This is a genomic window from Oleidesulfovibrio alaskensis DSM 16109 (genome assembly GCF_000482745.1).
GTDB classification, from domain to species: Bacteria; Desulfobacterota; Desulfovibrionia; order Desulfovibrionales; family Desulfovibrionaceae; genus Oleidesulfovibrio; species Oleidesulfovibrio alaskensis.
The window spans coordinates 311980-331080 of sequence record NZ_KI519494.1; the positions used below are offsets into that span (position 1 = coordinate 311980).

General features: G+C 58.3%; 10 protein-coding genes. 2 read left to right on the plus strand and 8 right to left on the minus strand.

Annotated elements, in window-relative coordinates; all coding sequences use genetic code 11:
* Positions 1–13: 13 nt before the first annotated feature.
* From H586_RS0113450 to H586_RS0113490, 8 genes are all read right to left on the minus strand, one after another.
* Complete coding sequence (locus H586_RS0113450) at positions 14–1222, minus strand: acetate kinase (protein ID WP_011368985.1); 1209 nt, start codon at positions 1220–1222, stop codon at positions 14–16.
* A 33-nt stretch (positions 1223–1255) separates the two neighbouring features.
* On the minus strand, positions 1256–3370 hold the full coding sequence (gene pta / locus H586_RS0113455; protein ID WP_011368984.1) for a phosphate acetyltransferase: 2115 nt from the start codon (positions 3368–3370) through the stop codon (positions 1256–1258).
* 156 nt (positions 3371–3526) lie between these two features.
* On the minus strand, positions 3527–4819 hold the full coding sequence (locus H586_RS0113460; RefSeq protein ID WP_011368983.1) for a (Fe-S)-binding protein: 1293 nt from the start codon (positions 4817–4819) through the stop codon (positions 3527–3529).
* Between the two features lie 4 nt (positions 4820–4823).
* Positions 4824–6206: an FAD-linked oxidase C-terminal domain-containing protein gene (locus H586_RS0113465; protein ID WP_011368982.1), complete on the minus strand. Its 1383-nt coding sequence runs from the start codon at positions 6204–6206 to the stop codon at positions 4824–4826.
* Positions 6207–6373: 167 nt separating this feature from the next.
* Complete coding sequence (locus tag H586_RS0113470) at positions 6374–8086, minus strand: L-lactate permease (protein WP_011368981.1); 1713 nt, start codon at positions 8084–8086, stop codon at positions 6374–6376.
* A 124-nt stretch (positions 8087–8210) separates the two neighbouring features.
* A complete protein-coding gene (nifJ, locus tag H586_RS0113475) occupies positions 8211–11864 on the minus strand; it encodes a pyruvate:ferredoxin (flavodoxin) oxidoreductase (protein ID WP_011368980.1) in 3654 nt (1217 codons plus the stop codon).
* Between the two features lie 445 nt (positions 11865–12309).
* Complete coding sequence (locus tag H586_RS0113485) at positions 12310–13737, minus strand: sigma-54-dependent transcriptional regulator (RefSeq protein ID WP_011368979.1); 1428 nt, start codon at positions 13735–13737, stop codon at positions 12310–12312.
* A gap of 15 nt (positions 13738–13752) precedes the next feature.
* Positions 13753–17208 carry a hybrid sensor histidine kinase/response regulator gene (locus H586_RS0113490; RefSeq protein WP_027182322.1) on the minus strand — a complete coding sequence of 1152 codons (3456 nt, stop codon included), beginning with the start codon at positions 17206–17208 and terminating at the stop codon, positions 13753–13755.
* A 138-nt stretch (positions 17209–17346) separates the two neighbouring features.
* Here H586_RS0113490 and H586_RS19330 point away from each other — a divergent pair, with 138 nt between their 5' ends.
* Positions 17347–17868 carry a hypothetical protein gene (locus H586_RS19330; protein WP_051364027.1) on the plus strand — a complete coding sequence of 174 codons (522 nt, stop codon included), beginning with the start codon at positions 17347–17349 and terminating at the stop codon, positions 17866–17868.
* Positions 17869–17894: 26 nt separating this feature from the next.
* Positions 17895–18953, plus strand: coding sequence for an HDOD domain-containing protein (locus H586_RS0113500; protein WP_051364028.1), 1059 nt, complete (start codon positions 17895–17897; stop codon positions 18951–18953).
* Positions 18954–19101 lie beyond the last annotated feature (148 nt).

A 19101-nucleotide genomic window follows, 5' to 3' on the forward strand; every position in this document is an offset into this window, starting at 1 on the left:
ACAGGTCCGGTTGTTAGCCTTTGAGCACGTTCACAGCAGCCTGAGCAATTTCCAGCTCTTCGTTGGTGGGTACCACCAGCACGGCCACTTTGCTGTTTTCTGCGGCGATGTTGCGGGGTTCGCCGGAGCGGATCTTGTTCTTTTCCGCATCCAGAGCGATGCCGAACACGTCCATGTTTTCGCATACTTCGGCACGGACGATGTCGTCGTTTTCACCGATACCGGCGGTGAATACCACGGCATCCACACGGCCGAGGGCTGCATAAAAGGCACCGATGTATTTCTTGATGCGGTAGACAAACATGTCCAGCGCCAGTTTGGCTTTTTCGTCACCTTTTTCCACGGCGGCGTGTATGTCGCGCATATCATTCATGCCGCATACACCCTTAAGGCCGGACTGCTTGTTCATCAGCGTGTCGGCTTCTGCGGTGGTCAGACCTTTCTTTTCCATCAGGAAGGGCACGATGGCCGGGTCGATATCGCCGCAGCGGGTGCCCATCATCAGGCCTTCCAGCGGGGTGATGCCCATGGTGGTGTCTACGCACTTGCCGTTTTTAACGGCAGCCATGGAGCAGCCGTTGCCCAGATGGCAGGTGATGATATTCACTTCATCCAGCGGCTTGCCCAGAAATTCCGCTGTCTTTTTGGTGACGTAGCGGTGCGAGGTGCCGTGAAAGCCGTAGCGGCGGATTTTCATCTCTTCGTACAGTTCCAGCGGCAGGGGGTACAGGTATGCCTTGGCGGGCATGGTCTGATGGAATTCGGTGTCGAAAACGCCCACGGAAGGCACGCCGGGGAACAGTTCCTCGGCCACTTCGATACCGGCAAGGTTGGCAGGGTTGTGCAGGGGGCCCAGCGGAATGTAATCGCGGATGACGCCCTTTGCCCATTCGTCAATCTTGACGGATTCCTTGATTTCTTCGCCGCCCAGCAGCACGCGGTGGCCGATGGCGTAGATTTCGGACTTGTCTTTGATGACGCCCTTTTCAGGGTCGGTGATCAGCTCGACAACCTTTTTCATGGCTTCCACATGATTGGGGAAGGGCTGTTCCAGCACGATCTTTTCTTCGGAGTCGGTATCGGGGGCGATTTTGTGGGCCAGCTTGCCGGTGGCTTCGCCGATGCGTTCCACCAGACCGGCGCACAGCACGCCTTCGGATTCCATATTGATCAGCTGGTATTTGCACGAAGAGCTGCCAGCGTTGATAACCAGTACGTTCATTCTGCTATATCCTCTTTTACTCTATGAAATGGCCTAGCGAAGGCCTTTTTCCGCCTGAGCCTGAATGGCGGTGATGGCGACGGTGTTGACGATGTCAGGCACCAGACAACCGCGGGACAGGTCGTTGACGGGTTTGTTCAGGCCCTGCAGCACGGGGCCGATGGCCACGGCGCCTGCGGCGCGCTGAACCGCCTTGTAGGTGTTGTTGCCGGTGTTCAGGTCGGGGAAGATGAACACGGTGGCCTGACCTGCCACATTGCTGTCGGGCATTTTGGTGCGGGCCACATCGGCGTCGATGGCGGCGTCGTACTGCAAAGGCCCTTCAAGTGCAAGTTCCGGTGCGCGCTCTTTGGCGATGCGGGTGGCTTCGATGACCTTTTCCACATCTGCACCCTTGCCGGAAGAACCGGTGGAGTAAGAGAGCATGGCAACCTTGGGCTCGATGCCGAAAATGCGTGCCGTATCCGAAGAGTTGAGAGCAATCTCGGCCAGCTGTTCGGCAGACGGGTTGGGGTTGACCGCGCAGTCGCCGAACACGTGCACTCTGTCTTTGAGGCACATGAGGAACACGCTGGACACGATGGAAGCCGTGGGCTTGGTCTTGATGAATTCAAACGCGGGGCGGATGGTGTGCGCGGTGGTGTTGATGGCACCGGAAACCATGCCGTCTGCGTCGTTTTTATGCACCATCATGGTACCGTAGTAGGTGGGGTCGGACATGATGTCGCGGGCCTGTTCCATGCTGATGCCTTTTTTCTTGCGGGCTTCGTAGTACGTCTGCACATAGTCTTCGAAGTTGGGTGCAAGTTCAGGCTGGATGATGGTCACGCCGTCAAGGTCCAGTCCCAGATCGCCGATTTTTTTGCCTACTTCGTCGGCATTGCCCAGCAGAATCAGGTCTGCCACGCCGCGGCGCACGAGAATGTCGGCTGCACGCAGAATGCGTTCTTCGGCACCTTCGGGCAGCACGATGCGCATTTTGTGTTTTTTGGCCTGTTCGATGAGATTGTACTCGAACATTTTGGGCGTAATGCGCGAAGAGCGGCGGCTGATGATGCGGTTGCTTATTTCGGCGGTGTCCACGTTCTGTTCAAACACGCCGAGAGCCGTGGCTATCTTGCGGTCGTCTTCGGGGTCTATCTTGCCGTACAGATCGTTGAGTATCTGCGTGGTCAGGTAGGTGTGTTCCTTTGCGCACAGCACGGGCACGGGCACACCGGTCCAGCCTTCGATAAGGCGGTGCACATTGGCCGCAGGCTCCAGCCCGCCGGTCAGCAGAATGCCGGAAATGTCGGGGTAGGAGGAAGACAGGCGCGAGGCAAGGCTGGCCAGAATGATGTCGGACCGGTCGCCGGGAGTGATGATGAGGGTGCCCTGTCCCAGATAATCCAGGAAGTTGCCCACCTGCATGGCCGCAATGATGTAGTCGTCAACCAGCGTGTCAAGGCGGCCGTGGCCGTACAGCACAGAGGCTCCCAGCCACTTTTTCACGTCGCCCATGGTGGGTTTGCCGAGGGTGGGCTCTTCGGGCACCACGTACACGGCCAGCGGGTTGGCGCAGTTCACCTTGCACTCAAGGCTTTTGATGATGTTGTCTTTTTCAGCGGGGGTAACGCTGGCGCGGTTGACCACGGCGGCCACCACGTCAAGGCTCTTTTCGTCCAGCTGGTCGATGGTCAGCTGGGTGGAGCCGATGATTTCCTCGCTGTTTTTGTCCAGACCGTTGGCCACCACCAGCACAGGGCAGCCGAGGTTGGCGGCGATGTCGGCATTCAGGTCAAACTCGAATGCCGCGTCTTTGCCCAGAAAGTCGGTGCCTTCGCACAGTACGAAATCGTACTCTGCTTCAAGGGCTTTATACTTGTTGAGAATGTTCTCAAGCAGGGTGGCGTGCTGCCCGTTGTTGATCAGCTCTCTGGCTTCGTGAAGCGAGTAGGCGTAGGTCTTTTCGTAGGGAATATCCAGACCGAAACGCGTCAGAATCAGATTGATGTCGTGGTCGCGGACTTCCTTGCTGGTGTTGTTGATGATGGGGCGGAAAAACGCGACTTTGCGGACATCGCGAAGCAATAGCTGCATCATTCCCAGCACGATGGCGGACTTGCCGCTTTTGGACTCCGTCGCTGTGATGTACAGGTTTTTGGACACGTTGGACTCCTTGCATATCCATTTCATCTGCCCCGGGTCGGGCATCCGGGGAGTATACGGCCTGACGGAACCGCTCCGCCACAGCCCGAAAGGCCCGCCCAACGGGCGGGCCTTAAGATACGCTGTGCACGGCGCCGAGACGCCTGCAGTATATCTCTAGCCGAGGGTTTCAGCGTAGAGTTCGATGCAGTGACGCACCTGTACGCTGTCGTTGTTCTGCGACAGCAGGTCGGTCATCTGCATCATGCAGGCGGGGCAGCCGGTGGCTACAACCTGTGCGCCGGACGCGACGATATTGTCGCGCTTGCGCTGGCCGATCTTTTTGGAAAGATCGTAGTGGTAGAGGTTGAACGTACCGCCGCAGCCGCAGCAGCGGTCGGCTTCGCTCATTTCCACCAGTTCATAGTTTTTGTTCATGCGGATGAGGTCGCGGGGCTGCTTGAACACGCCCAGTGACTTCTTCAGGTGACATGAATCATGGAACGTCACCTTTTTACCGCCGGTGGAGACAGACTCGGGATTCACGCCCAGAACGTCCACCACAAATTCGCTGATGTCCATTGCCTTTTCAGCAAAAGAGGCGATTTTGCGCTTCAGTTCCTCGGGGTAGTCGTCTCCCATGTGGCCCCACAGCTCCTTGATGGTGGAGGTGCAGGAACCGCAAGGCGAGATGATGTAGTCGAACTCGCCCTTGCTGAACAGCTCCACATTGTACTTCACAAGTCTGTCGTAGGCTACCCTGTCGCCGGCAGAAAGTGCGGGTATGCCGCAACATGCCTGAGCGTCGGGCATGTACACGCCCACGCCGTGGTGTCTGAACACCTTGAGGCAGGCTTCCGCCATGGATGTGTACATCTTGTCACCCACGCAGCCGGGGTAGAACAGCACGCGGATGCCGCTCTTGCCGGTGGGGATATCCAGACTGCCGTACTTGCTGTGCAGCGACTTTTTGGCCAGCGGCGAGAAGTGCCGGTCACCGATGATGGGCGACATGATTTTGGAACACGAGGAACCAAGCAGTTCGTTGGCCTGAGAAGTGAACAGACCCTGAAACTTGGAACCGATGTCCAGAAGCATGTTGAACAGTCTGGGGTTTGCCACCATGCCGCGCAGGATTGCCTTTTTGGCAGGCGAAAGGCCCACATACGTGTTCACGATGACGCGCGCACGCAGGAATATGTCCATGATCTGCACGCCGGAAGGGCAGTTGGCGGCACACGAGCCGCACAGCAGACACTTGTTCACGCGTTCCTGCACGCTCTCGGGATCCTTGATCATTTCATGAGCAAGGTTTTCCAGCAGCGCAATCTTGCCGCGGGTCACGTCTGCTTCGCGCATGGTTTCGGCAAAGACGGGACACACAGCCTGACACATGCCGCATTTCATGCAGGCGACCATCTGGTCGTCCAGTTCCTGCAGCATTTTGGCAAGTTTATTCAGATCGGCCATTGCATTAGCCTCCGATGATCTTGCCGGGATTGAGAATGTTGTTGGGGTCGATGGCCCGCTTCATGTTCAGCGAGAAGTCAATGGTGGCTCTGGAAGTTTCCTTTTCCATCCATTTGGACTTGGCCATGCCGATGCCGTGTTCGCCGGACAGCGTACCCTTGAGCGACAGTGCCACGTCGAAGATTTCGTCCACGGCGTGTTCCACGCGTTCGAATTCCTTTTTGTCTCTGCGGTCGCACAGAATGGTGGGGTGCAGGTTGCCGTCGCCGGCATGGCCGAAGGTACCGATGTTGATCTGGTACTTGGCGGCGATGTCGTTGATGGCCTTGACCATGGCAGGAATCTGCGACCGCGGCACGGTGGCGTCTTCGAGTACGGTGGTCGGTTTGGCACGGGCGAGGGCGGGCAGCGCATTGCGGCGTGCTTCCCACAGCTTGAACTTTTCTTCGGCGTCCTTGGCCACCTGAATTTCGGCACCGGTGCTCTTGAGCACCTGTTCCACGCGGGCGGCGTCGTCTTCCACCTGACCGGGGTGACCGTCCACCTCGATGAGCAGGATGGCTTCGGCGTGTACGGGCAGTCCGGCCTTGGTGTAGTCTTCCACGTAGCGGATGCTGGCCTGGTCCATGAACTCAAGGGTGCAGGGCACAACGTGCGCGGCAATGATGCCGGCAACGGCTTCGGATGCTTTGTTGATGTCGTCGAAAACAGCCATCATGGCCTTGGAGGCGCGTGGCGGCGGAACCAGCTTCAGAATGATTTCGCTGAACACGCCCAGGGTGCCTTCGGAGGCAGCCATCAGGCCCGCAAGGTTGTAGCCGGTGACGCACTTTACAGTGCGGGAACCGGTTTTCACCAGACCGCCGTTTACATCGTAGAATTCGATGCCCATGACGTAGTCTTTGGTCACGCCGTACTTCAGACCGCGCAGACCGCCGGCATTTTCCGCCACGTTACCGGCGATGGTGGAAACAGCCTGCGAACCCGGGTCGGGCGGGTAGAAAAGGCCGCGTTTGGCCACTTCGGCAGCAAACTTGGCGGTGACCACACCGGGCTGAACAACGGCGTACAGGTCCTGCTCGTTGATTTCCAGAATTTTGGTCAGGCCGTTGGTCAGTACAACCACGCCGTCGCGCGGGTCGGGAATGGTGCCGCCGGACAGGTTGGTACCTGCGCCGCGCACGGTGATGGGCAGACCGTTTTCGTTGCACAGCTTGACCACCTGACCGATCTGAGTGGTCTCGGTCGGGCGCACAACCAGTGCAGGGACAACGGCGTCAAGCACGGCAGAGTCGTACGAATAGCACTGGCGGTCTGCTTCGTTGTCGAAAACGTTCTCGTCACCGACGATGGTTTTAAATTCCTTGATAAGGGATTCACTGAGCATGGAGATGCTTCCTCCGAAAGGGGTTTCTTCCTCTGCACCGGGGCGGCGTGACCCGCGCCCTGTGAGACAAAAAACGGAGCAGGTACCGTAGTTCGCTCCGTCGCCTATATGGTTTCATGCCGCAAAAAAGGGGGCGGAATTCGCGCATTCCGCCCCCTTGGTGCGGGTTAGAACAAGTTGGGGAACATCACGAAGGTGAGGACGGAGGCAACAACGCCCACCACCAGACCGTACAGCAGGAAAGGCCATGCGGTACGCTTCAGGATTGTTCCTTCCATGCCGGACAGGCCGACAACTGCGCAGGCTGCCACGATGTTGTGGATGCAGACCATGTTACCCATGGCGCCGCCCACAACCTGTGCTGCGACAATGATCTGACGCGGCATATCAAGCTGCTGTGCCACGCCCCACTGGAATTCTGCAAAGAGCAGGTCGGAAACAGTGTTGGAGCCGGTGATGAACGACCCGAGGCCACCCACGAACGATGCGAACATGGGCCATGCGTTGCCGGTGATGGCGGCCACTGTTTTGGCCATGGCCAGCGGCATGGAGGGGTAGCTGTTGGGGTTCAGTGCGGCATCAACAATGCCGGAACCGCGGAAGATGGAAACCAGACCAACGGCAAAGAACAGCGCGATGGCGGGGTTTTTCATCTTGGCGATGGATTCGGTCCAGGCGCGCTTGGCTGCGTCGCCCTTCATGCCGTGAATGAAAATGGTCAGCACGGCGATGAGTACAAAGGGAATGGTACCGGGCAGGTACAGGTAGGCGATGCTGGCGTTGACGCTCTTGTAGCCGAGGATTTCAGTGAAGGAAATCTTCTGGCCGGCCAGCAGTCCCTTGAGGCCCAGTTCGGGAATACGGGTGATAACAAGGATGGCGCCGATAAGGATGTAGGGCAGCCATGCCTTGAACTGGCTCATGTGAGCCTTGAATTCCGTGGACTGTCCGCCCTTGATTTCACCGGTCCACTCAGGATCCCACTTTTCAGGATCGCCGAAGTCCCAGCTCTTTTCAGGTACGCAGAAACCGCGCTTGGCGCCTGCCACAACGATGCCCAGACCAACCAGACCACCGATCAGCGAGGGGAACTCGGGACCGACGTACCATGCAAAGATCAGGTAGGGGATGGTGAAGGACACGGCAGCGAAGATGCAGAACTTCCATGCGGCGAAACCTTCGGACCAGCTGCGGTTGGGGCCGAAGAAACGGGTGATGAAGCCCAGCATGAAAATGGGCAGCACGAAGATCATGATGAGGTGCATCACGGTGGCCCACTGACCGATAACCAGGTTGAACGTGTCAAAGCTGGTGAAGTTCAGTGCGGCGCCGTTGGTGGCTATGGCTTTTTCCACCAGCCCCTTGAGCGGGGTCATGCCCAGTACGATGGGGGTACCCACAGCACCGAAGGACACGGGAAAAGAGTTGAACACAAGGCAGAGCACGGCGGCTGCCAGCGGGGGAAAGCCCAGCGAAAGCAGCAGCGGGGCGGCCAGAGCAGCGGGCGTGCCGAAGCCGGCGGCACCTTCGATGAACGCCGCGAACAGGTAGCCGATGATGATGGCCTGAACGCGGCGGTCACGTGAAATATTCTGCATGCCGTACTGGATGGTTTCCATACCGCCCGAGTACTGCAGCGTGTAGAGGATGATGATGGCACCGAACACGATGATCAGAATGCCGATGGCCGTAATGAAGCCCTGCAGCGTAAGAGCTGCCACATAGGAGGCAGGCAGCTGCCATGCGAACATTGCGCCCAGCGCGCAGACAAGCCATGCAAGGGGCATGGCCTTGGTGGCGGGCCAGCGCAGGCCTACCATCAGAACAAGAGCTACCAGAATCGGCAGGAGGGCAACAAGTGCCAACAGTTCCACAGACATACAACGCTCCTCTGAGTTTGCGGTGTTGCAGCGGCGAACCACATGCCGCTGCGGTTAGCGGTTATGGGGTGCCGGAAGGGCTTCCGCTCCCTTCCGGCACCCCGGCTATGCACAGGCCGGAGGCTTATTTGCCGTTACGGCCGTCGTTGCAGGCTTCACCCGCGGCAGCATCATGTGCGTGCTCGGGGGTTGCGGTCACTTCGCAGGCATCGCCGGCGTCGGGACCTGCAGGCACGGGTGCGGATGCTTCGGCCTTGAAGCCGGGCATTTCAGCCAGTGCCTTCATGTATTCATACCGCTCCTTGTATTCTTCCTCGATCTGCATGCGCAGACGCTTGGATTCTTCGGGAGCCATCTTTTCGAGCAGGGCGTAACGGTTTTCACCGGAGAGGAACTCCTGGATTTCGCCGTTGGGAGCCTTGGATTCGAAGATGAAGGGGTTTTTGCCTTCATCAGCCAGCTCGGGGTTGAAGCGGTACAGAGGCCAGTAGCCGGTTTCCACGGCCAGCTTGCCTTCTTCCATGGACTTGCCCATGCCCTTGCGGATGCCCTGGTTGATGCAGGGTGCGTAGGCAATGATCAGCGAGGGGCCCTTGTAAGCTTCAGCTTCCTTGAAGGCCTTGAGTACCTGCTGCTTGTTGGCGCCCATGGAAACGCTTGCCACGTAGACGTATCCGTAGGTCATGGCCATGCGGCCCAGATCCTTTTTGGACGTCTTTTTGCCGGATGCGGCAAACTTGGCAATGGAACCGAGGGGGGTAGCCTTGGAAGACTGACCGCCGGTGTTGGAGTACACTTCGGTGTCCATGACCAGAATGTTGATGTCTTCGCCGGAAGCGAGCACATGGTCCACGCCGCCGAAGCCGATGTCGTATGCCCAGCCGTCACCGCCGAAGATCCAGACGGACTTCTTGGTGAACATGTCGTGCATGCCGTAGACTTCGTCCACCAGCGGGCTGTCGCCCAGCTCGTCGATGTAGGCCAGCACTTCTTCGCCGAACTTTCTGGACAGTTCTGCGTCGTCCTTGTTTTCCAGCCAGCCCTTCAGAGCGGCCTTCAGTTCTGCGGATTCAGCAGCCTGCAGAGCTTCTTCGCACAGCTGAGCCAGTCTGTTGCGGCGCTGTACGTAAGCCATGTTCATGCCGTAGCCGAATTCGGCTGCGTCTTCGAACAGCGAGTTGCCCCAGGTGGGACCGTGGCCGTCCTTATTGACGGTGTAAGGCGTGGTCGGAGCGGATGCACCCCAGATGGAGGAGCAGCCGGTTGCGTTGGCAACAACCATGCGTTCGCCGAACAGCTGGGTAAGCAGCTTGACGTAGGGGGTTTCGCCGCAACCTGCGCAGGCGCCGGAGAATTCCATGAGGGGCTGATGGAACTGCGAACCCTTCAGGGAGTCGCGGCTCATCACGTTGTCCTTCACGGAGATGTTTTCTTCGGCAAAGGCAAGGTTGGGCACCTGTGCTGCCAGCTGGGTTTCGATGGGCTTCATCACCAGCGCCTTGTTCTTGGCGGGGCAGACGTCTGCGCACGAACCGCAGCCGAGGCAGTCCTGAGAGTAAACCTGCATGCGGTACTTCAGGCCCTTGAGTTCCTTGCCCTTGGCGTCCACGGTCACAAAGGACTCGGGTGCGCCTTCCAGTTCTTCTTCGGTGGCCAGCACGGGGCGGATGGCCGCGTGGGGGCACACATAGGAGCACTGGTTGCACTGGATGCAGTTTTCAGGCAGCCACTCGGGCACGTTGATGGCAACGCCGCGCTTTTCAAAAGCTGCGGTGCCCACGGGGAACAGACCGTCCGGTTCAAAAGCGGAAACGGGCAGCTTGTCACCCTGCTGCGACAGGATGGGACGGACCACATCCTTGATGAAAGAAGGCACGTCGTGACCGTTGCAGCAGCAGCCTGCGTCGGCGGCTTCTGCCCACGATGCGGGGTACTGCACTTCGGTCAGAGCGTCCATGGCCTTGTCAACGGCGGCAACGTTCATGTTGACGATCTTGTCGCCCTTCTTGCCGTATGCCTTTTTGATGGAGTCTTTCAGCAGGGCAATGGCCTGCTCAAAGGGCATCACGTTGGCCAGCTTGAAGAACGCGGTCTGCATCACCATGTTGATGCGGCCGCCGAGGCCTACTTCGCCGGCAATCTTGACGGCGTCGATGTTGTAGAATTTCAGCTTTTTGGAAGCGATGGTGCGCTTCATGGAAGCCGGCAGTTCCTTTTCCATGTCTTCAAGCGACCAGTGCGAGTTCAGCACGAACACGCCGCCGTCCTTGATGCCTTCCAGCACGTCGTACTGGTTGACGTATGCGGACTTGTGGCAGGCCACGTAGTCGGCACGGTTGACAAGGTAGGTGGACTGGATGGGGGACTTGCCGAAACGCAGGTGCGATACGGTGAAGCCGCCGGACTTCTTGGAGTCGTACGCAAAGTAGCCCTGAGCGTACATGTCGGTGTTGTCACCGATGATCTTGATGGCCTGCTTGTTGGCGCCCACGGTGCCGTCTGCGCCCAGACCGAAGAACTTGCACTGAACGGTGCCTTCGGGAACGGTGTCCAGAGCGGCGCCCACTTCCAGAGAAGTATTGGAAACGTCGTCAATGATGCCCACGGTGAAGTGGTTCTTGGGACCTGCCACCTTCATGTTGTCGTATACGGCAACAACGTCGGCGGGGGTGAATTCCTTGGAACCGAGACCGTAGCGGCCGCCGAGGATGGTCGGGGCTTCGCCGTGTTCCATGAAGGCGGTGCACACGTCGAGGTACAGAGGATCGCCCAGCGCGCCGGGTTCCTTGGTACGGTCGAGCACGGTGATGGTGTGCGCGGTGGCGGGCAGTGCTGCCAGCATGTGTTCGGTGGAGAAGGGACGGAACAGGCGGACCTTGATCAGACCCACGCGCTCACCCTGCTTCACAAGGTGGTTGACCACTTCTTCAATGGTTTCACAGGCGGAGCCCATGGCGATGATGACGCGCTCGGCTTCGGAGTGACCCACATAGTCAAACAGCTTGTACTTGCGGCCGGTTACGCCTTCAACCTTCTTCATTGCAGCCAGAACCTGCGTGGGAACCTGCTCGTAGAAGGGGTTGCAGGCTTCGCGGGCCTGGAAGTAGATGTCGGGGTTCTGGGCAGTACCGCGGATGTGCGGGTGCTCGGGGTTCATGGAATTCTGGCGGAAAGCTTCCACCTTTTCCATGTTCACCAGACCCTTGATGTCTTCGTAATCGATGACTTCAATCTTCTGCAGTTCGTGCGAAGTACGGAAGCCGTCGAAGAAGTGACAGAAAGGCACGCTGGTTTCAATGGCGGCCAGATGAGCCACCAGAGCCATGTCCATTGCTTCCTGAACGGAGTTGGAAGCGAGGAAGGCAAAGCCGGTCTGACGGCAGGCCATCACGTCCTGATGGTCGCCGAAGATGGACAGTGCGTGGGAAGCAAGGGCGCGTGCGGAAACATGGAAAACACCGGGAAGCAGTTCACCGGCGATTTTGTACATGTTGGGAATCATCAGCAGCAGGCCCTGCGACGCCGTGAAGGTGGCGGTCAGCGCGCCTGCGGCCAGCGAACCGTGCACAGCACCGGCGGCGCCTGCTTCGGACTGAAGCTGACGCACGGAGACGGTCTGGCCGAAAATGTTCTTTTTACCGGCGGCGGCCCAGTCGTCGGCCACTTCGCCCATGTTGGAGGAGGGGGTGATGGGGTAGATGGCGGCGGTGTCGCTCAGCGCGTACGCGATGTACGCGGCGGCGGTGTTACCGTCCATCGTCTTCATCTGCTTGGCCATGAGTATAAACTCCTTTTTCTAACCTTGAAGCATGATGTTATTGAGTGATCGTCAAAGCGGATTCGGGCGTCCGTGACAACCTCATGCGCTGAAGAATGACCGTGCGGCCTGCGGCCCTGAGCGGTCTGCTTCAGCCCCTTTGTTAAACAAAAAGTATGCCATGTGTGTCTTGTGGTTCAAAGCATGTGTTTACAGCCGGTTACCTCCTTCTCCGGATATGGTGCGTGTCCGGAGGATCGTACAGTGTCTGAAAAAAAGGACAGCGGCGGAGCCTGAATGCAGCGCCTCTGTCTGGAAAACGTGTGCGTGAACGTGATGAAACTGGCTTGCGGCGGGCGGTTGCAGTGTCTGAAAAAGCGGACTGGTGTCGTGTCTGAAAAACAGGACAGCGCATGTTCACGGGAACGTCCGTCAGGTACAGCATACAACAGCATGGCGCCAACAATCAAAGCACAATGTTGTTCTTTTTCAGCAACGCATAAAAATGCGAACGGGACAGGCCGGAAGTCTCCAGAATCGCGGGCAGATCACCTTTGTGGCGCGCTATGACGCTTTCCAGATATTTTCGTTCCATCATGTGCTTGAACGACCGCATGTCCGGCAGCGGACAGGGCAGCCCGTCGGCATCCTGCTGATTGCGGGCGCAGCCGGTCTGTCCGCGGGCGGGCAGTTCGTCCGGCTGTTCGCGCAGCAGGTGCGCCTTGGCCGCCTTGATGCGCAGGTCCTGCGGCAGATGCATGGCGTACAGCATGCTTTCCAGCCCGGAAGCCACAAACGCCCGCTCCAGCACGTTGAAAAGCTCGCGGACGTTGCCCGGCCAGTCATGGCGTGCAAGCAGGGTGAAAAAGTCGGAGCTGAAACCCTTGTTGGGCACGTTGTACTGCTCGCACAGTTTGTCGATGTAGTACATGGCAAGGGGTTTCAGGTCGGTCAGGCGCTGTCGCAGCGGGGGCAGCACCACGTGCAGCGTCTTGAGCCGGAAAAGCAGGTCCTTGCGGAACTCTCCGCGTTCCACCATGGCATCCAGATCTCTGTTGGTGGCCGAAATAAGCCTGAAGTCGCTTTTCACTTCCTGTGTGCCGCCCACCGGTCTGAAGGTGCGTTCCTGCAGAAAACGCAGAAAGGACCGTTGCAGCGAAAGGGGCATTTCCCCTACTTCGTCCAGAAAAAGAGTGCCGCCGTCGGCCAGTTTGGCCAGCCCTTCCTGATCAGCTTCGGCCCCTGTGAAAGCGCCTTTTTTATGCCCGAACAGTGTTGATTCGATGAGGGTTTCCGTCAGTGACGCGCAGTCCACCACCACGAAAGGGCCGCCGGCACGTCCGCAGTTTCTGTGTATGGTGCGGGCGAAAAGCTCTTTGCCGGTGCCTGTTTCGCCGGTGATAAGCACATTGGTGTCAGTGGATGCGGCACGCGCCACAATGTCGAACGATTCGCGGATGCGTTCGCTGCTGCCCACCACGCCGTCCAGATTAAGCGCCACGGGCGGCGCCGCCTGCTTGTTCAGTTTTTCCTGCCGGTACTGCAGCGCCCTGTTCAGGGTAAGGGTGGTCTGCTTGATGGGCGTGGGTTTGACCAGATAGTCCCACACGCCGCCCTGTATGGCCAGCTCCGCTCCGTCGGGGTCGCCTTCGCCGGTCAGTATTATTACTTCCGGGCTGTTTTCGTGACTGCGGATTCGCGGCAGGGCTTCCAGTCCGTTACCGTCGGGCAGGCGCACGTCCAGAAACACCACGTCAAATTCTTCCGCGGCAAGCAGCTGCAGACCCTGTTCCAGCGTATGGGCCGAGCGGCTTTGGTACTGCAGGCGCGAAAGCAGGCTTTCGATGGTTTCGCAAACGATGGTGTCGTCGTCTATGACCAGTATTCTGGGCATGGTGCGTTCCGTTGATTACCCGAGAACCTTGCGGATGGTTTCGGAAAGGATGTTGCGGTTGTACGGCTTGGGAACAATGGCTTTGATGTTGGGAAATGCCAGCGCGCCTTCTGCGGCCACGTCGCGGCCGGAGACCATGATGACGGGAACTCGGGGGGCAATATCGCCGATTTCGTCCGCCAGTTCAAGGCCGTTGGTTTCCGGCATGTCAAAGTCGGTTATGACCAGATCGTAGGCCGAAGGATTTTCGCGCAGCAGCTGTGCGGCATGCGAGGGGCTTTTCAGCGCGCGCACGGTGAACCCCAGCGATTCGAGCACACGGGGTATGGTGTGCAGCTGGTCGTCGTCGTCTTCCACAAACAGAATGCGTTCATCGCCCCCGCGCAGGTCTCCCGCGTCGGAAATGGGCAGCGGGGCACCTTCGGCGTCAAGCATGGGCAGCCAGACCTCGAATGCAGTGCGCCGGAAGGGGTCGGAGCTGACGCGCACAGCGCCGCGGTGCGCTTTGACAATGCCGTGCACCACGGCCAGTCCCAGACCTGTTCCTTCGGTTTTGCCTTTGGTGGTGAAAAACGGATCAAAAATTTTATCCAGAATTACCTGCGGGATGCCGGGGCCGTTGTCGCTGACAGTAAGCTTGAGGTAGTTGCCCGCTGATATGGCCAGTTCCTGCGCCGTTTCTTCCGGTACCGGTTCCTGTTCCAGATTGATGTCCATGGCGCCGCCTGTTTCGCGCAATGCCTGAAACGAGTTGGTGCACAGATTCATGATAACCTGATGTATCTGTGTGGGGTCGGCATGGATAAACGAGGGGCGGGGCGGTACCGCGAGGCGTATTTCTATGTTGCGGGGCAGTGATGCCTTGATCAGCCCCACGGCTTCGTTCAGGGCTTCGTTGATGTCGGTGGTCACAAAACCTTCCACAGACGGGCGGCTGAACGTGAGAATCTGTTTGACCAGATGGCTGCCGCGCTGTGCGGCCTTCAGGGCACGCATCAGGTCGTTGAATGTGATGGAAGCCGCCTCGACATCACTCAGTGCCAGTTCAACGGAGTTGATGATCGAAGTCAGTATATTGTTGAAGTCATGGGATATGCCGCCTGCAAGCGTACCTATGGCTTCCATTTTCTGCGACTGCAGCAGCTGGCGTTCCAGATTTATCTTCTGGGTTACGTCTTCCGCCGTGGTCAGCAGGCCCACCACATGGCCCTGTTCGTCATGCAGCGGCACGCGGTTGGTTTCCAGCCATACACTTTTTCCGTCGGCCGCCGTGGTGGACCATTTATAGCGGTAACGGGGCGTGTTGCTGCGGATGACTTCCTCGTCCTCTTCACGCAGACGCAGCGCCTGCGCTTCATCGGGCAGAATTTCCACGTCGGTGCGGCCTATGGCGTCTTCCAGTTCGGCAATGCCGAAAAACTGGGCAAAGGAACGGTTTGCGCCGATGTACCGCAGCGAGGCGTCTTTCCAGCTTACCAGCTGGGGAATGTTATCAAGCACCAGCTGCAGCATGCGCTGTGATTCGCTGAGGGCCTGTTCCGCCAGTTTCCGCTGGGTGACGTTTTCGGCGTATCCTTCCAGCAGCACGATATCGCCGTTGCGGTCGCGTGCCACACGCAGGGTTATGTGGGCGGTTATGGCTGTGCCGTCGCCTCTGGTGAACGTGTGTTCAAAGTCTATCACATCGCCGGAAGATGAGCTTGTGGCGGCCATCTGCTCCAGCAGCCGGTCGATATCCTGCGGCAGGGTCTGCACAAGCTGGTCCGGATTTTCAAACCCGGCCATGCGCGCCAGCGCAGGGTTGAGATCGATGAAGCTGTCTCTGGGGCGGATGCGGAAAATACCCAGCGGCGAGCCTTCAAAGATGGAACGGTATTTTTCTTCCGCGGCACGCAGGCTGTCTTCGGCACGCCGCCGGGCCGTGTAGTCAAAAACCACTCCCACCAGTCCCACCACTTCGCCGCGGGCGTTGTTGTGCGTCGCCTTGTGCAGGATGATGTTGCGCGGCAGGCCGTCGGGGCCTTCGATGGTCTTGTCGTAGATTTCCACGCTGGGTCTGCGCAGCATGTCCACGTCCACAGGATCGGTCAGAGCGCGTACCGCCAGATTGTCCGGATTGCCGGCAAGGCCCAGCAGGCTCTGGTGGTCCACCCCGAAAAAGTCTTCAAACGCTTTGTTGCACTGCAGAAAACTGCCCGTGGTGTCCTTGGTGAAGATGGGCAGGGGAATGGTATCCATAAGCAGCCGCAGAAAAGACAGCTGATCTTTGATTTTCTGCTCCACACGGCGCTTTTCCAGTATGTTCATCACCAGCACCACCAGAATGACGGAAAGCAGCACCATGGAGATGATGATGGTCCAGAAAACCTGCTTGTTCAGCTCGTAGAAGCGGCTGGGCTCGTTGATCAGACGTGCGCCTGCGGGCAGCTGTTCCTGCGTGATGAACAGACGGCGCAGCTCATTGTAGTCAAAGATAAATGCTTCGCTGTCTGCGGCTTCGGGGTCGGACATGATGGGAATGTCGTCCACCGGTGTGCCGTCCAGCACCTGCATGGCCATGCGCGCGGCCACCATGCCGTGGCGCACGCCGGAAATCAGCTTGCCGCCCACAATGCCGTGGCCCAGCAGAAATTCCCAGTTGGAATAAAGGGGCGCGTCGGAATTGGCATGAACTTTTTCCAGCAGTTCCTGCGCGGAATAAAACTGGCCGTCGATGTCGCGGTACATGGGGATGAAGTAGAAAAATGTGTCCGGCCCCTGATGACGCACTTTGTTCAGCATGTCTTCCAGCCGGTACTCGTACCAGAATTCAACTTCCAGCTTGTCCTGCACCACGGGCAGTGCTTTTTTGATCTGGTTGCTGATGGCCACGCCGGTTACCGACGTATCGCCGATGACGACCATGCGTTTCATCTGCGGGTGCAGCCGCATGGCCAGCTCAAGGTTGGCGGCCACGTCGTATTCTTCTGTAACGCCGGAATATCCTTTAAGAGACAGCCCTTCGCGGTGGAAGTCGTTCAGTCCGCTGAAAATCACGGGAACCCCGGGAAAGAGCGTGTCGCGGAACTGCTGCAGAAAGTTGAATGAGATATTGTCGGAAGATATTATGACATCAAAATGCTTGCCGCGGAATTTATCGCGGTACAATCTGAAGAGGGTCTGCACGGTGTCTTCATAATGAAACTTTTTCGAGTCCATGTATTCGACCTGCAGCACGATGTTGTATCTGTCCTGCGCAGCAAAGACATCCTTGACCCCTTCCAGAATCTTGTCCGACCACGAATACCCGTTGTGGTATGAATTGAGAAAAAGAACGTTGCGCCGTCTGTCCTGCTGGGCACAGGCGGTGGAGACCCAGAATACGGTAACAAGCAGGAACAGCACAAACACCGCCGTTGCGCAGACTGCACGGCGCGGCGTGGCCGGCTGGCATGGTGCGTGCCGGAAAACATGGTTTGCGGTTCTGGTCATATGGAAAAATATGCTGCATGCCGCAGGCGTTCTGGGGTATTGAGTGGGGAACCAATCTACGTGCGGGCGGGTTTCCCGTCAAGCACAGCAAAAAAGGTCACTTGCAACCGGTGATGATATTCCTGTAGGAACTGGGTTATGTTTGGAAAAAACTCTTCCGATGTCTTTCCTGCGGCCATCAATGTGCTGGATATCGACCCCGATGCCGACTCCATCCGGCAGGAGTACGAGTACATGCTGAGCGTGCTGGAAACAGGCGCAGAGGTGTGGAAAAGCCTGCAGGGGCAGTTTGCCGTGCTTAACCAGCGGACACAGTCGGTGTTTGCCATCGGGGCGCTGCTTATTTCGGTGACGGGCTTTTCGGGCCATCGCATGGTGGCGGCCGGAGTGCTGAGCGGCATTCCCCTTATCATCGGATTACTGTTTGTGCTGGCCAGTCTGGGCACGGCGTTGTTCGGGGTGACGCGCCTGCACTGGATATCGGCCATGCGACGCGGCACCCGTGCGGAAAGCATGCGGCTGGTCATTGCCATGCGTAACAGAAAAACACTGCTTTTTCTGCGTTCGCTCAAATGTATGCTCATCGGCATGGTCTGGTATGTCTGCGCGGTCATCAACTATCTGTATCAGGCTTCAGCGGGCACAATGCCCCTTTTGTAACGAACTGCCCACGCACGGAGATCAGCGTGAACGAAACCACACACTCTCTGGAATATGAGGCTTTTATCGAGGAAGCGCGTCATGTGGTGGAGGCCCGTTTCGGCCACACGGGGACAACCGGCGAGGTGCCCCGTCTGCTGCTGCGTCACGGCACGGTGCGCATGGCCAGAGACATGGCCCGCGGAATACGTCCCTGTCAGGTGAAGATGCCTGATGTTTCCGGCCTGCAGTACGGCGATTTTGCCCCGCTGGACCCGCTGGCGCTGCTGCGTGACGAGGTTAAACTGCCGTCGCTGCCGGCGGTGGTTGCCGAACTGCGCGATGTGCTTTCCAGCCCGAACAGTTCCGCGGCTGACGTGGCGCGGGTGATCAGCCGCGATGCGGGGCTGTCGGCATTTCTGCTGCGCATGGTCAACAGCGCTTTTTACAGCTTTCCTTCGCGTATAGACACGGTATCGCGTGCCGTGGCGCTGGTGGGGCGGCAGCAGCTGTCAACACTGGCGCTGGGTGTCATGGTCATAGGGGCCATGCGCGATCTGCCCGTGGCGCATCTTGATCTGTCGCTTTTCTGGCAGCACAGCATCGCCTGTGCCGTGGTGGCCGGCCAGCTGGCAGAGGCTGCGGGCATGGAGGAGCCGGAACGCTTTTTTGTGGCCGGTCTGCTGCACGATATAGGCAGACTTGCGGTGTTCAGCCTGTTACCCGACCGTGCGGCGGCCATTCTTTCCATGTGCAGCGATTACGGTATGCCGGCGCAGGACGCCGAACTGCGGGTGCTGGGTTTTGACCATGCCACGCTGGGAGGCATGTTGCTGCGCAAGTGGAATTTTCCCATGTCGCTGGTTTTTTCCACCCTGCATCATCATGTGCCGGAACGGAGTGTCCGCCATGTGGAGCCTGCGGTGGTTCATGTGGCGGATGTGGTGGTGAAGGGACTGGGCATAGGTGTAAGCGGCATGCACCAGCTGCCGGGATTCAAGGAAGATGCATGGCAGCGTCTGGGGGTCTCTGTGGCGGTGCTGGAACAGCTTATTGACGGGCTGGAAGAGCGTCTGCGCGATACTTCGTCGCTGCTGCTCGAATAGGCGTCGGTTTTCCGGCACATGGTGAAGGGTCTTTTTGTTACTGCGCTGTAAATATTGAATTAAATTGAATGGCAGAACCTTTGCATAGCAACGGGTACGAATACAATACTGTACCCGCCGCTGCGGCAGAAGCGGAACGCGGCGGTGT